Genomic DNA, 13,995 nt, shown 5'->3' on the forward strand with positions numbered 1-13,995 from the left:
CCCGGGCATCTTCAAGGAGAAGGGGGAACGTGCGGCGCAGGCGGGTCGTCTCGTCTGTCGGCCGTCAGCCGGTTGACCACGCCGACGACGCCGTCGACCCGCCAGGCGGCCCGGACCAGAGCCGTCGTGCCGGTCCCCGGTCCGGCGACGCCCTCGATGGTCACGATCCCCTCCCGGACATCGATGTGGAGCCTGCCGGCGTCGTGTGCGGGACCGTGGGAGTACAGGACGCCGGCCACGGCTTCATGGATCTCCGCGTCGGTGCGCAGGAAGACGCGCAGGAGGTCGCGGCGGGTGGTGATGCCGATGAGACGATCCTCCTCGTCCACCACGGGCAGCCGGTCGATGCGGCGGCGTTCCATGATGCGCGCCGCGTCGACGACGCGCTGTTCGGGATGCACGGTGACGGCGGGGCTGGACATCAGGCCGCCGGCCGTCAGGGCCCGTCCTGTGGCGGGGCGCGCGTGCGCGATCCACCGCAGGACCCGCAGCACGCGGCCCCGGCCGGACCCGTTCCGGCCACGCGCCGCCTGCCGCCGGGTCAGGTCGGTCCGGGAGACCACGCCCATCACCTTGTCGTCGTCGTCCACCACCGGCAGGCCGCTGATGTGGTGGGAGGTGAGCAGGCGGGTCAGCTCCCTGAAGGAGGTGTCACATGAAGACCGTACGGATCATCGTCAACTCGCCCTCCTCCCAGGGCGCGATCGGCGGCATCTGCAACCGCCTCCTGCCCTCGCTGACCCTCGGCTGCGGCTCGTGGGGCAGCACATCGGTCTCCGACAACGTCTCGGCCGCCCAGCTGCTCAACATCAAGCGCGTGACGACGCGACAGAACAACCTCCAGTGGTTCAAGGTCCCGCCGAAGATCTACTTCGAACCGCAGGCCGTCCACTACCTGGCCGAGATGCCTGGAGTCCACCGCGTCACCGTCGTCACCGACGCCATCATGACCCGCCTCGGATACGTCGACCGCGTCAGCCGCGTCCTGCAGCAGCGGGAGCGGCCCGTCACCATCCAGGTCATCGACGACGTCGAACCGGAGCCGAGCATCGATTCCGTACAGCGCGGCGCCGCCCTCATGCGCGACTTCCGGCCGGACACCGTCAGCGCCCTCGGCGGCGGGTCACCCGTGGACGCGGCGAAGGTGATGGGGCTGCTGTACGAACAACCGGACATCGACTTCGCCGACATGCGGCAGAAGTTCTCCGACATCCGCAAGCGTGCCTTCCGCTTCCCGGGGCTCGGCAAGCGGGCCCGGCTGGTCTGCGTCCCCACCGCCTCGGGCACCGTCGCCGAGGTCACCCCCTTCGCGGTGATCTCCGACCCGGAGACCGGCAAGAAGTACCCGCTGGCCGACTACGCCCTCACCCCCACCGTCGCGATCGTGGACCCCGTGCTCACCGCCGACGTGCCGGCGACGCTCGCCGCCGACAGCGGCTTCGACGCGCTCACGCACCCCACCGAGGCGTACGTCTCGGTCTACGCCAACGACTTCACGGACGGCCCGGCACTGCACGCCGTCAAGCTGGTCTTCGAGAACCTGGAAGCCGCCGTCGCCGGCCGGGGCGCAACGCGATCCCGCGCCCGGGAAAGGATGCACAACGCGGGGACCATCGCCGGCATGGCCTTCGGCAACGCCTTCCTCGGCATCGTCCACGCCATGTCCCACACTGTGGCCGCCACCTTCCACGTCGCCCATGGGCGGACCAACGCCATATTCCTGCCCCACGTGATCCGCTACAACGGCACGGTTCCCGCCAAACTGACGGGCTGGCCCAAGTGCGAGAGCTATCGGGCGCCCGAGCGCTTCCAGGACATCGGCCGTGCTCTGGGGCTGCCGGCCTCGACCGCCGCCGAAGGCGTCGCCTCGTACGCCGCCGCCGTGGAACGCCTGCGCGACGCCGTCGGATTCGAGCCGTCCTTCGGCGCCCTGGGCATCGACGAGACAGCCTTCATCACTGCTCTCCCCGAGCAGGCGCTGAACGCCTGCGAAGACCAGTGCGCGCCCGCCAACCCGCGCATGCCGATGCTCGACGACATGGAGGACATCATGCGAACCGCCCACCACGCCGGACCCCGGCCACTGCCCTTGAGCTGACGCTCCGGGTCACCCGCCCGGCCGATAGGCTGTCACAGTAAGGGCGGGTGATCGACGGAGGAGGCCCAGTGGGCGCGGAGGAGCCGCTGTCGCGGATGCCCCAGATGCGGCTCGACGAGCTGCTGGAGGAACTCCAGGCGCGCATCAACGCCGCCCGCGGCACCCGGGACCGGGTACACAGTCTGCTGGAGGCGGTCGTCTCGGTAGGCCGCGAGCTGGACCTCTCGCAGGTGCTTCGGCGCATCGTGGAAGCCGCCGCGCTGCTCGTCGACGCCCAGTACGCGGCGCTCGGAGTGATCGGGCCCGACGGCCGGACCCTGTCGCAGTTCCTCACCGTCGGCCTGACCGAGAAGGAGATCGCCGGAATCGGGCCCCTGCCGGCCGGGCACGGCATCCTGGGCGAACTCATCCGCAAACCCGAACCGCTGCGCCTGACGGACCTCGGCGCCCACGAGGCGTCCTACGGATTCCCGGCCCACCACCCGCCCATGCGGACCTTCCTGGGAGTGCCCATCCGGGTGCGCGACGAGGTCTTCGGCAACCTCTACCTGACCGACAAGCACGGCGGCATGGACTTCGACGCCGAGGACGAGTCGGTCATCTCCACGCTGTCCGTAGCCGCCGGTGTCGCCATCGACAACGCGCGCCTGTACGAGGCGTCGCAACGGCAGCAGCGTTGGCTCCGGGCAAGCGCGGAGATCACCAACAGCCTCCTCTCCGGCAGCCCGCGGCTGGCGGTGCTCGAGCTCATCGCCCGCCGCGCCCGGGAGATCACCGGGGCCGCGCTCGCCGACGTCTCCGTGCCCGTCGCCGGAACGGACGACCTCGTCGTCGAATTGGCCGTCGGCGCGGACGACACCACCCGCAACGGCCTGGTGGTCCCGGTCGAAGGCACCCTGTCCGGAGCCGCCCACACCTCCGGCGCGCCCGTGACCACCGTCGGCCTCGCAGAGGACCACCGCTACACCGCCGGGCCCCGCCGCTTCGACGGACTGGGCCCGGCGGTCGCCGCCCCGCTGGGCACCGCAGCCAAGGACACCCGCGGAGTCCTCCTGCTGGCCAGGCACCAAGGAGACCCGGTGTTCACCGAGGCGGAGCTGGAGCCGCTGCTGGCCTTCGCCGGACAGGCCGCGCTCGCCCTCGAGCTGGCGGAGCGCCGCGACGACGCCGAACAGCTGGCCATTCTCGAGGACCGTGACCGCATCGCCCGTGACCTCCACGACCTCGCCATCCAGCGGCTGTTCGCGACCGGCATGACCCTGCAGAGCGCCGCGCGCCTCGTCCAGCACGAGGGGGCCGCCGAACGCGTCGCGCGCGCTGTCGGCGACCTCGACGAGACCATCAAGATCATCCGATCCGCGATCTTCGGCCTGCGCGCCCGAGAAGAGGACACGGGGCCGAGCCTACGCGCACGGGTCGCCCGTACCGTGGGCGAGACGGCGACCACGCTCGGGTTTCCGCCCCACCTGAGCATGGAGGGCCTACTCGACACGGACGTCCCCCCGCAGGTGGCCGATCACATCATGGCGGCCCTCACCGAGACGCTGAGCAACGCGGCCCGGCACGCGCACGCCACCAGGGTCGAGGTCGCCCTGCGGGCCACCTCCGACGAGGTCGTCCTCACCGTAACGGACAACGGCAGAGGGATCCCTGCCGACGGCAGGCGCAGTGGACTGGCCAACCTGCGGGAACGGGCCCACGGCGTCAGCGGCACCCTGACGATCGACCGCCCGGACGAGGGCGGTAGCCGCCTCGTGTGGCGTGCCCCGCTCGTCATCGGTCCCGCTGAGTGACCGCAGGTTCCTCGGCCGGGGCCCATCCGATCCCTCCGGGTGAACCGGGGCCGGTGGCACCTCTGCGGGCCTCCTGCCGTTCCGGGGGTGCCGTGCGGCGGTTCCCGCAGCCCCGGTGGGGGAGTGTGCCGCGGCGGGCCTCGGTTGTCGGTGTGACCGGCAGGCCCTACACGGTGAGCCGCAAACCCGTCACCAGGTCCGGCCGAATACGCAACGCCGCATGCGCGGAGGGGTGTTGCGCCCATGGGCGCAGACGGGCGGCGAAACGCGCGACTTCGCTCTCGTCGGTGACCCGGCAGGCGTATCCGGTGACGACCACGCTCCAGCCGAGGTGCGTCTCGGGGTCGATGACGTCAGCCTCGTACGCCACCACGACACCCGCGGCCTGGGTGGGCGTCACGATGGAGGCGAGTGTCGCGCCGTCGTGCAACTGGACGATGATGTCCTCACCGTCCATGAGGTGGTTGACCGGGCGGATGGCCGGCAGGGCCTGCTGGGTGAAGACGATGCGCCCGAGCGAGATGGTGCCGAGCAGCCGCAGGGCCTCGGCACGGCCGAGCTGTCCCATGCGCCGGGGCGCCACCGCCTCACGGTGGTCGTCCACCGTGGTACGCGTGGCTTCGTCCTTCATCGTGCTCACCTTCTGCTGCGGCTCGGCCCCGAACAGCTTCGCCACCTCCGGCCAGCGTCTCCCCTCGCACACTCGCTCGGTAGGGCCGAACGGACCTTCTCGACCGTGCCGGTTGCCGGTGGTGCCGAAGGCGGATCTCCGCGACGGGTCAAGCGAAGGAGCAGGGCACGGCACGGTCCACGCCCAGGGTGCGGATGACGCGAGCGGGGAGTCGCTGGATGTGGCAGAGGCGCAGACGTACACCGGCCGCTACGCACCGGCGGTGCATGCGCAGGAACAGCGCCACGCCGGAACTGTCGCAGAAGGTGACGTCTGCCAGGTCCAGCAGCAGCTCACCGTCGGTCTGCCGCGCCAGGCGGGTCAGTTCCGCCTCGATGTGCGCAGCGGTGTGCAGGTCCAGCTCCCCGGCCACGGCGACTGCCGTCGTGCTGTGGTCCAGCTGGTCCGTGGTCAGGCTGATCGGGGGCGTCGTCATGGTGGCTGCCCTACTTTCTTGATCCAGGCGGTGTCCCGGGCCCTGAGAGACCCGGCCGTGCCGGCGCCGGAAGTCCATCAGAGCGCGAGCCCGGACAGCAGGTCCGGCGGGCCCGTACTCGGAGGGCCGAACGTCCCTCGTCGCGAGGCCCCGCACAGCGGGAGCACGTGGCCGGACGGTGAAGAGCGCGACGGGCGCCGTTCACCCGACCCGTGATCGTCGGCCGCAGGAGGTGGAGTGGGAATTCGGCGCATCGGGTACGCGCGTTGCCCGGGGGCCCTGGCCAGGTACGAGGGCCGTCCGGCCCTGGGCGATGGTCCCGCTCGCGCGGCAGAATGCAGGAAGCCCCAGAGGCGGAGAACTCGGCGAACACGGAGTGTGTGATGACGGACAGCAGCGGCGGCCTCACCGAGAAGGAGCCGATCAGGGTCTTCCTTCTCGACGACCACGAGGTGGTGCGTCGCGGTGTGCACGACCTCCTGGACGCCGAGCCCGATCTGACGGTGGTCGGTGAGGCGGGCACGGTGGAGCAGGCGCTGGTACGGGTGCCCGCCCTGCGCCCGCAGGTCGCCGTTCTCGACGTGCGGCTGCCGGACGGGGACGGAGTCAGCGTGTGCCGGGAGCTGCGCTCCCGTATGCCCGACCTGGCCTGTCTGATGCTGACGTCGTTCGACGACGAGGAGGCGCTGCTCGACGCGATCATGGCCGGCGCGTCCGGCTACGTCCTCAAGCAGATCACGGGCACCGACCTGGTCACCGCCGTGCGTACGGTGGCCTCCGGTCAGTCCATGCTGGACCCCGGTGCCACGGCACGGGTGATGGCCCGGCTTCGTGGCGGAGCGCCCCGTGAGGAGCAGCCGCAGGGCCTGCCCGGCCTGACGGACCGGGAGCGCGAGATCCTCGCCCTGGTCGGGGAAGGACTGACCAACCGGGAGATCGGCAAGAGGCTGTACCTGGCGGAGAAGACGGTCAAGAACAACATCTCCCGGCTGCTGGCCAAGCTGGGCGTGGAACGCCGGGTGCAGGCCGCCGTCATCGCCACCCAGGCACTGGCTGCCCGTGCGGGCCAGGGTGGTCCGGTCGAACGGGAAGGCCGCCCCCGAGGGTGAGGCCGGAAGCCCACGCGGATGTGAACCGGTGAGACAACTGCTGCTCGGTGCTCCGCCGGAGCTGAGCAGGGGCGACGGTCGGCCTGTCCCGTGGCACGAAAAGCGCGCGGGGGCCCGGCGACAGACTGCCGGGCCCCTGCGCGCTTCGCCCCCCCCGGCCACGTCTGGACGGCCCCTTGCCGTGCATGTCTCTCCGACCCGGTCTCTCCGATCCGGATACGGAAGTCACCCGCCGCGTGTCTCCATGACAGGTGGTCGAGGGCGATCGACAAGGGGGTGGGACTCGGCGCCGGTCTCGGTCCAACCCGTCCGGCACGTGTTCCTCACCGTGCGGTCGCTGCTCCGGCGGTCCTGGTGGGTGCCGCTACCGGGGCGGGGACCGGCCGTGCAACCAGTCCCCGCCAGGAGGAGGCCGTCAGTCGTGCGGCACGACGGCGACGGGGCAGGGGGCATGGTGCAGGGCGGCGTGGGCGACCGACCCGATGCGGGTGCCGACGGACGTGCGGCGCGTTCGTCGGCCGACCACGAGCAACTGCGCGTCCGACACGCGGGACAGCAGTACCTGTCCCGCGCTGCCGATCTCGACGTGCGCGGTCACCGGGACGTCGGGGAACCGCGCTCGCCACGGGGCGAGTGCCTCCGCCAGGGTCTTCTTCTCGAACGGCTCCAGCCCGTCGGCCTCCTCCGCGAGGAGCATCGAGCCGGGGCTGTGGGCGAGGACCGGCGGCAGGCTCCATGCCCGTACCGCCCGCAGGGCCGCGCCGCGTGCGGCCGCCTCCTCGAAGGCGAAGCCGAGCACCGCGTCGCTGTCCTCCGGCGTGCCCTGCTGGCCCACGACGATCTCGCCGCCCTCTTCCCGGGGTGTCTGCCCGTCGCGGGCGCGCACGGACACCACGGGTCGTTCCGCCGCGGCGATCACCTGCTGACCGTAGGAGCCGAGGAGGAACCCGACGAACGCCCCGTGCCCCCGCGAACCCAGCACCAGCATGTCGGCCGCTCCGGCCTCCTTGAGGAGCGCGGCGACCGCGGTGTCCTGGACCACCTCGGCGGTGACCGTGAGGGCCGGGTGGCGGCCGGCTACGCGAGTCTCGGCCTCGCGGAGCACGGCGCGGGCGGACGTGGCCTGCGTCTCCCTGTCCTGGACGACGGGGACGTCGAGGGGCTGCCAGAGCCACGCGTGCACGATGCGCAGGGGCACCCCGCGCAGTTCGGCTTCGCGTGCCGCCCAGTCCGCCGCTGCGAGGCTCTCCGCGGAGCCGTCCACTCCTACGGTGATGGCGCTGGTCATGAAGGTGCCTCCATGCGGTTCGACGGGCACGGCCGCTTCGGCCGTGCGTCCTGTCCTCAGCCTCCGTCAGGAGGCGGTGGTCCGCCGAGGGCCCATTGGCCCTGTCTGTCGGCCATCCGGTCACGGCGACGTGGCCGTCCGGCCGGTGCAGTGCGGTCGCGGGGCCTGACGGCCCACAGCAGGGACCTCCGGCCCCCTGCGCGCACCGTCCAGGCCGATCACTGTGGAGGTGCAGGCCCGCCCAGCGCCCCGGAGTGCCGGACGGCGATCGGACCCCCGAAACCAGCCCGCGCACGCCGCGTCCGGCCCGCCCGGCCGCCAGACCCACGGAGTCTCCATGTCCCGCACCGTCACCGCCGGCCTCGACGGATCCCCGGAAAGCCTCGCCGCCACGCAGTGGGCCGCCCAGGAGGCACTGCGTCGTGCCGTGCCGCTGCGGCTGCTCCGCGCCTGGGACATCGACGAGGACCCCCGTACACGTGTGGTCGACCCGGCGACGGCACGTGAATGGGGCGCGCGCACGCTCGCCATCGCCGAAAGACGCCTGCGGCGCCGCCACCCGGGCCTGGACGTCGAGACGAAGTGGGTCGCCGGGGACCCGGTGGAGGAGCTGTGCAGTGCCGCCGAGGACGCGGAACTGCTGGTGCTCGGCTCCCGTGGTCTGGGAGGCCTGGCCGGATTCCTCGCAGGGTCGGTCTCCCTGGCGGTGCTCGCCCGCACAACGCGACCTGTCGTCCTCGTCCGCCCGCACGACCCGCTGGAGCCCCACGAGGAACGTACGGGGGAGGTGGTCATGGGTCTGGACGTGTCCGCCGCGGCCGACGAGCTGCTCTCCTTCGGCTTCGCCGCCGCAGACCGGTACGGCTGCGGACTGCGCGTGGTGCACCGGTGGGCGGTTCCGGCACTCTACGGACCCGACATGGTCGGCGCACTGCCCCTGCTCATGACGGAGGTCGCCGCGGACGCTCGGCGAGCGCTCGACGAGGCGCTGGCCCCCTGGACCGAGAAGTTCCCGGACGTGGCGGTGGTCCGCGACTGCCGCCAGGGCCGGCCGGCGCAGGACCTGACGGAGCTGTCGCGCGACGCCCGGCTCGTCGTCGTCGGCCGCAGGGTCCGCCGGGCACGGCTCGGCACCCACATCGGGGCCGTCACCCACGCTGTCCTGCACCACTGCCTGGCGCCGGTCGCGGTCGTACCGCACGACTGAACGGACCCGACCGGTCCTGCACCACTGCCTGGCGCCCGTCGCGGTCGTCCCGCACGACTGAACGGACCCGACCGCAGAGCGGCGCGCACCGATGGGGCCGGCCCGGCATCGGCCCCGGACGGTTCGGGCAGCCGCGCCGCCCGAGCGGCAGCCTCGTCCTCCCGGCGACGACTCCGCGCGGCCCGCGGGGGAGGGCGCAAGGTTGCTCGCACCGCCGGGACCACTGCCCCTGCCGACCCGCAACGACGAGGCCGGTCGGCGGCTTCGCGCAACCCTCTCGGCCCTCGGCCGACGGCAGGCGGCCGACGAACATCGAAGGTGAGGCCGAGCCGCCTCGCCCGCCTCGCAGGCCGCCGCCCCTTGGAGATGACGACATGACCGTGACCGAGCAGCCCCCCGCCGGCACCAGCCCCGCCGACGCGCCGTGGCGCGGCTTCACCGGCGAGGAGTGGATGCGGGAGATCGACGTGCGTTCTTTCATCCAGGACAACTACACCCCCTACGAGGGCGAATCCGCGTTCCTGGCCGGGCCCACGGACCGGACGCTCGCCGTGTGGAAAGCCGTCGCCGCACTCTTCCCCGAAGAGCGCCGCAAGGGCATCCTCGACGTCGACACGGCGACGCCCTCCACGATCACGTCCCACGCTCCCGGCTACATCGACCGCGACCGGGAGCTGATCGTCGGACTGCAGACCGACGCCCCGCTGAAGCGGGCCATCATGCCCAACGGCGGACTGCGCATGGTCGAGAACGGGCTGCGCGCCTACGGCTTCGAACCGGACCCCTTCGTCACCACGGTCTTCGGCACCTACCGCAAGACCCACAACGACGGCGTCTTCGACGCCTACACCCCCGAGATGCTGCGCGCCCGCAAGGCCGGCATCATCACCGGCCTGCCCGACGCCTACGGACGCGGCCGGATCATCGGCGACTACCGCCGCGTCGCGCTGTACGGAACCAGCCGGCTGGTCGAAGCCAAGCGCGCCGAGCGGTCGCGCCTCGACCACATCCCGTCCGCGGCCGACGTCATCCGCGACCGCGAGGAGCTGGCGGAGCAGATCAGGGCGCTGGGCGAGCTGGAGCGCATGGCCGCCTCCTACGGCTGCGACGTCTCCCGGCCCGCCGCCACCGCGCAGGAGGCCGTGCAGTGGCTGTACCTGGGCTTCCTGGCCGCGGTGAAGGAGCAGAACGGCGCGGCGATGTCCCTCGGCCGCACCTCCACCTTCCTGGACGTCTACCTCCAGCGTGACGTCGACGAGGGGCGCATCGACGAGAGCCGCGCCCAGGAGCTCGTCGACGACTTCGTGATCAAACTGCGGATCGTGCGGTTCCTGCGCACGCCGGAGTACGACGCGCTCTTCTCCGGCGACCCCACCTGGGTCACCGAGTCCATCGGCGGCGTCGGAGAGGACGGCCGTCCCCTGGTCACGCGCACCTCCTTCCGCTTCCTGCAGACTCTCTACAACCTCGGACCCGCCCCGGAGCCCAACCTGACCGTGCTCTGGTCCCGTCGACTGCCCGAGGGGTTCAAGCGGTTCTGCGCCCAGGTCTCCATCGACACGAGCTCGATCCAGTACGAGTCCGACGACCTGCTCCGCCCTCGCACGGGTGACGACTCGGCGATCGCCTGCTGCGTCTCCGCGATGGCGGTGGGCAAGCAGATGCAGTTCTTCGGCGCGCGCGTCAACCTGGCCAAGGCCCTCCTGTACGCGATCAACGGCGGCCGCGACGAGATGACCGGCGAACAGATCGCCCCCGCGACCACCCCGCTGACCGGCGAGTGCCTCGACTACGCCGAGGTGGCCGCCGCGTACGACCGCATGCTGGACTGGCTCGCGGCGACCTACGTCAACGCGCTCAACGTGATCCACTACATGCACGACAAATACGCCTACGAGCGCGTCGAGATGGCTCTGCACGACCACCCGGTCCACCGCACGATGGCGTGCGGAGTCGCGGGTCTCTCCGTGGCGGCCGACAGCCTCTCGGCCATCAAGCACGCTCGTGTGAAGGCCCTCCGGGACCACACGGGGCTCGTCGTCGACTACCAGGTCGAAGGCGACTACCCGGCCTACGGCAACGACGACGACCGGGCGGACGGCATCGCCGTCGACCTGGTGCGCTCCTTCATGGCCAAGGTGCGGCGCCACCCCACCTACCGGGGCGCCGAACACACGCAGTCGGTTCTCACCATCACCTCCAACGTCGTGTACGGCAGGCACACCGGCAACACGCCCGACGGCCGGCGCGCCGGAGCACCGTTCGCCCCGGGCGCGAACCCGATGAACGGCCGCGACCACCATGGCATGGCGGCGTCGGCGCTGTCGGTCGCGAAGATCCCGTACGACCAGGCCCGCGACGGCATCTCCCTCACCTCGACCATCACCCCGGAGGGCCTGGGGCACGAGCCGGCCGAACGCGCGGGACACCTCGTCGGAATCCTCGACGCCTACACCGCCGAAGGCGGCTTCCACATGAACGTCAACGTCCTCGACCGCGCCACGCTGGAGGACGCCATGGAACACCCGGACGACTACCCGGAGCTGACCATCCGCGTCTCCGGCTACGCCGTCAACTTCGTCCGGCTCACCCGCGAACAGCAGCTGGACGTCATCAGCCGCACCTTCCACGGCGCACGATGACCACCGGCCGCATCCACTCCTGGGACCTGTCCACCGGCGTGGACGGGCCCGGGACCCGTTTCGTCCTCTTCCTCAGCGGCTGCCCGCTGCGCTGCCTGTACTGCGCCAACCCCGACACCTGGCACATGCGCGACGGGGAGCATGCCACCGTGGACGACGTGCTGGCCCGCATCGAGCGGTACCGGCGGTTCACCGACCTGGCCGGCGGGGGAGTGACCCTCACCGGAGGCGAGCCCCTGTTCCAGCCCGCCTTCACGGCCGAGGTCCTGCGGCGATGCAAAGGGCTCGGCCTGCACACCGCCCTGGACACCTCCGGCGCCCTGGGCGCTCGGGCCGACGACTCCCTCCTGGCCGACACCGATCTCGTCCTGCTCGACATCAAGTCCTTCGACGCCGGCGTCTACCGCCGTCTGACCGGCGGGCGCCTCGCGCCCACCCTCGGCTTCGCCGCCCGGCTGAACCGTCTGGGCGTACCGGCCTGGATCCGCTACGTCCTCGTCCCCGGCTGGACCGACGACGAGGAAGCCATCGACGGCCTCGCCCGCTTCCTCGTGGATATGGACAACGTCGAGCGCGTCGACGTCCTGCCCTTCCAACAGCTCGGTGCCGTCAAGTACGACGCGCTCGGCATCCCCTTCCCCCTCCGCGACCGTCCCGTCCCCGACGCCGCACTGGTCGAGCGCGTGCGTGAGCAGTTCCGAGCGCACGGCCTGAGGGCACAATGAACCGGCCGACCGGACCGTTCTGCCCCACGCCTCGTGTCCTGCGGCGGTGGTTCCTCGGGCCACGTGACACGAGGGCGACGGCCCGGAGCAGTCCGGAAGGCGGCTCAGGGCGCCTCACACGGGCGGTGGAAGGCGTGGTGGACGTGCGCTGCGAGCTCGTGGCGCCCGGGGCTCACGGCGAGGGTGTGCCATGGCCGGGAGACTTACTTCTCCTTGCCGGTGGGACGCACGACGACCACGGGGCAAGCGGCATGCTGAGCACAACGCTGACTCACTGATCCCAGCATCGCGCGGGCGAAGCCTCCCCGGCCCCTGCTGCCCACGACGAGCAGTTCGGCTCCCTCGGAAGCCCTCACCAGCACTTCCGAGGGGTCGCCCCGGACCAGCATCTCCCTCACTTCGACGGGCTTGTCCTCGCCGAAGACGGTCCGGATCTCCTCGGCGAAGCCTCGGCGGGCCTGCTCCAGGTCGAAGCCGGGTTCCGTCGCCGGTCCCGCCCAACCGGACTCCGAGGGCGTGTCCCACGCGCAGACGGCTTCGACCATGCCGCCGATGAGCCGGGCCTGCCCGGCCGCCCAGCGCAGTGCTGCCTGTGACGACGCCGAACCGTCGACCCCGACAACGACGCGCGGAACCGAATCACTGCTGTTCATAGCCGCCTCACCTCTCACCGGGCCTGATGCTCCTCCACGGTGCGCGCCTCCGGCGAACCACGCCAAGCCGGGATGCTCCGTCCGGTCTGCTCGTCCGTCCCGTTCCCGCCCGATGCCCGCCGCCCACGCGTCGATCTCGGTCCCGTCCCGATAGTCGCCGTCACGGCATCCCATCAGGCGGAAGGCCACGGCAGCCTTCCGGTCCAGCTGCCCGCGCCGGATGATGCCGGAGTAGCGCCGGTGCTCGCGGGGGCGGCGGTCTCCCCGTCGGTGTCCCTGTCTCCTGCCACTCGCCGCCGCTCCGCCGTGCTTCGGTCCGCGGCCGTCGAGGCCCCACCCCGGGCGGAGGGCCCGTGCGCGTCTCCTGAGAGGGCCCACTGGTCCCGGGCCGGGCCTTCCGGCCCCTGCTGTCCTCTGCCTTCGTCGGTCAGTGTGGAGGGAGAAGGACTCGTCCTCATCGGGAGGAGCGCATCATGTCCCGAGCCGTCACCGTCGGAATCGACGGTTCGCGAGAAGGCCTGGCGGCCGCGGAATGGGCCGCTGACGAAGCCCTGATCCGCGACCGGCTGTTGCGCCTGGTCCACGTGTCGAGTGACGACGGCGACGTCGGCACACGCTACGCGGCCCCCGAAGCACACAGCCGACGGGCCGAGGACCTGCTTCACGCCGCCGCGCAGCACGTCCGCAGCACCCGGCCGGACGTACGGATGGAGACGGCGCACGTTCGCGGAGACCCCGTCGATGCTCTGACCTCCGCGGGAGACGCCGCGGAGCTTCTCGTCCTCGGCTCCCGTGGCCTCGGTGGCGTGACGGGGTTCATCGCCGGCTCCGTTTCCCTGGCGGTCCTGGGGCGCGTGAGTCACCCGGTCGTTCTCGTCCGGGTGCAGGAGCCGGAGGAGAGGGAGCCGGCCCGCGCGGTAGGCGACGTCGTCCTCGGGCTGGACCTGCCGCGGGCTGCCGACGACGCGCTGGCCTTCGCCTTCGGTTGTGCCGACCTTCACGGCTGTGGTCTGCGCGTCGTGCACAGTTGGTCCCTTCCGCCGGTCTACGGAACTGACACCGCCGGCGTCCTGCCGGTGCTCATGAAAGAGGTCGCGGCCGAACGCCAGAGGGAACTCGAAGCGGCGCTGGCCCCCTGGGTCGCGAAGTACCCCGACATCCCCGTCGGTCGCCGATGCCTTCAGGGGCGTCCGGCGCAGGACCTGGTGGATGCGGCCCGAGAGGCCCGTCTGATCGTCGTCGGTCTCCGGCACCGCGGCTCCCCGGTGGGAGCACACGTCGGCCCGGTGATCCATGCCGTACTGCACCACGCGGGGGCGCCCGTGGCGGTCGTCCCGCACGACTGACGGCAGAGGCGAAGCAATCGGGCCCTCA

General features: G+C 71.8%; 11 protein-coding genes and 1 pseudogene. 7 read left to right on the top strand and 5 right to left on the bottom strand.

The window, feature by feature from the left end:
* Nucleotides 1-11: 11 nt before the first annotated feature.
* On the bottom strand, nucleotides 12-635 hold the full coding sequence (locus ACWDVG_RS05460; protein WP_451696610.1) for a CBS domain-containing protein: 624 nt from the start codon (nucleotides 633-635) through the stop codon (nucleotides 12-14).
* Between the two features lie 20 nt (nucleotides 636-655).
* Between ACWDVG_RS05460 and ACWDVG_RS05465 the strand changes: the two are divergent.
* A pseudogene (locus ACWDVG_RS05465) lies at nucleotides 656-2,098 on the top strand (iron-containing alcohol dehydrogenase); the annotation flags it as partial.
* Nucleotides 2,099-2,166: 68 nt separating this feature from the next.
* Nucleotides 2,167-3,891 (top strand): GAF domain-containing protein, encoded by a 1,725-nt coding sequence (locus ACWDVG_RS05470; RefSeq protein WP_451696447.1) that lies wholly within the window; start codon nucleotides 2,167-2,169, stop codon nucleotides 3,889-3,891.
* Nucleotides 3,892-4,057: 166 nt separating this feature from the next.
* On the opposite strand, the gene ACWDVG_RS05475 is transcribed toward ACWDVG_RS05470, so the two are convergent.
* On the bottom strand, nucleotides 4,058-4,522 hold the full coding sequence (locus tag ACWDVG_RS05475; protein WP_451696612.1) for a pyridoxamine 5'-phosphate oxidase family protein: 465 nt from the start codon (nucleotides 4,520-4,522) through the stop codon (nucleotides 4,058-4,060).
* A 148-nt stretch (nucleotides 4,523-4,670) separates the two neighbouring features.
* Complete coding sequence (locus tag ACWDVG_RS05480; RefSeq protein ID WP_451696449.1) at nucleotides 4,671-4,997, bottom strand: STAS domain-containing protein; 327 nt, start codon at nucleotides 4,995-4,997, stop codon at nucleotides 4,671-4,673.
* A gap of 383 nt (nucleotides 4,998-5,380) precedes the next feature.
* On the opposite strand from ACWDVG_RS05480, the gene ACWDVG_RS05485 reads away from it, so the two are divergent.
* Entirely contained in the window at nucleotides 5,381-6,106 is a 726-nt protein-coding gene (locus tag ACWDVG_RS05485) for a response regulator (protein ID WP_451696450.1), read from the top strand.
* A 415-nt stretch (nucleotides 6,107-6,521) separates the two neighbouring features.
* Here ACWDVG_RS05485 and ACWDVG_RS05490 read toward each other — a convergent pair whose 3' ends face one another.
* Nucleotides 6,522-7,394 (bottom strand): universal stress protein, encoded by an 873-nt coding sequence (locus tag ACWDVG_RS05490; RefSeq protein ID WP_451696452.1) that lies wholly within the window; start codon nucleotides 7,392-7,394, stop codon nucleotides 6,522-6,524.
* A gap of 337 nt (nucleotides 7,395-7,731) precedes the next feature.
* On the opposite strand from ACWDVG_RS05490, the gene ACWDVG_RS05495 reads away from it, so the two are divergent.
* The 3 genes from ACWDVG_RS05495 to pflA all read left to right on the top strand — a co-directional run bounded on the left by ACWDVG_RS05495 (nucleotide 7,732) and on the right by pflA (nucleotide 11,968).
* Entirely contained in the window at nucleotides 7,732-8,601 is an 870-nt protein-coding gene (locus tag ACWDVG_RS05495; RefSeq protein WP_451696454.1) for a universal stress protein, read from the top strand.
* A gap of 374 nt (nucleotides 8,602-8,975) precedes the next feature.
* Entirely contained in the window at nucleotides 8,976-11,243 is a 2,268-nt protein-coding gene (gene pflB, locus ACWDVG_RS05500; protein WP_451696456.1) for a formate C-acetyltransferase, read from the top strand.
* Entirely contained in the window at nucleotides 11,240-11,968 is a 729-nt protein-coding gene (gene pflA / locus ACWDVG_RS05505) for a pyruvate formate-lyase-activating protein (protein ID WP_451696458.1), read from the top strand. Before pflB ends, pflA begins: the two co-directional genes overlap by 4 nt.
* A gap of 203 nt (nucleotides 11,969-12,171) precedes the next feature.
* Here the strand turns inward: pflA and ACWDVG_RS05510 are convergent, their stop codons facing one another.
* Complete coding sequence (locus ACWDVG_RS05510; protein ID WP_451696460.1) at nucleotides 12,172-12,621, bottom strand: universal stress protein; 450 nt, start codon at nucleotides 12,619-12,621, stop codon at nucleotides 12,172-12,174.
* A 473-nt stretch (nucleotides 12,622-13,094) separates the two neighbouring features.
* Between ACWDVG_RS05510 and ACWDVG_RS05515 the strand changes: the two genes are divergently transcribed.
* Entirely contained in the window at nucleotides 13,095-13,967 is an 873-nt protein-coding gene (locus ACWDVG_RS05515) for a universal stress protein (RefSeq protein ID WP_451696462.1), read from the top strand.
* Nucleotides 13,968-13,995 lie beyond the last annotated feature (28 nt).

The organism is Streptomyces sp. NPDC003327 (genome assembly GCF_053589515.1).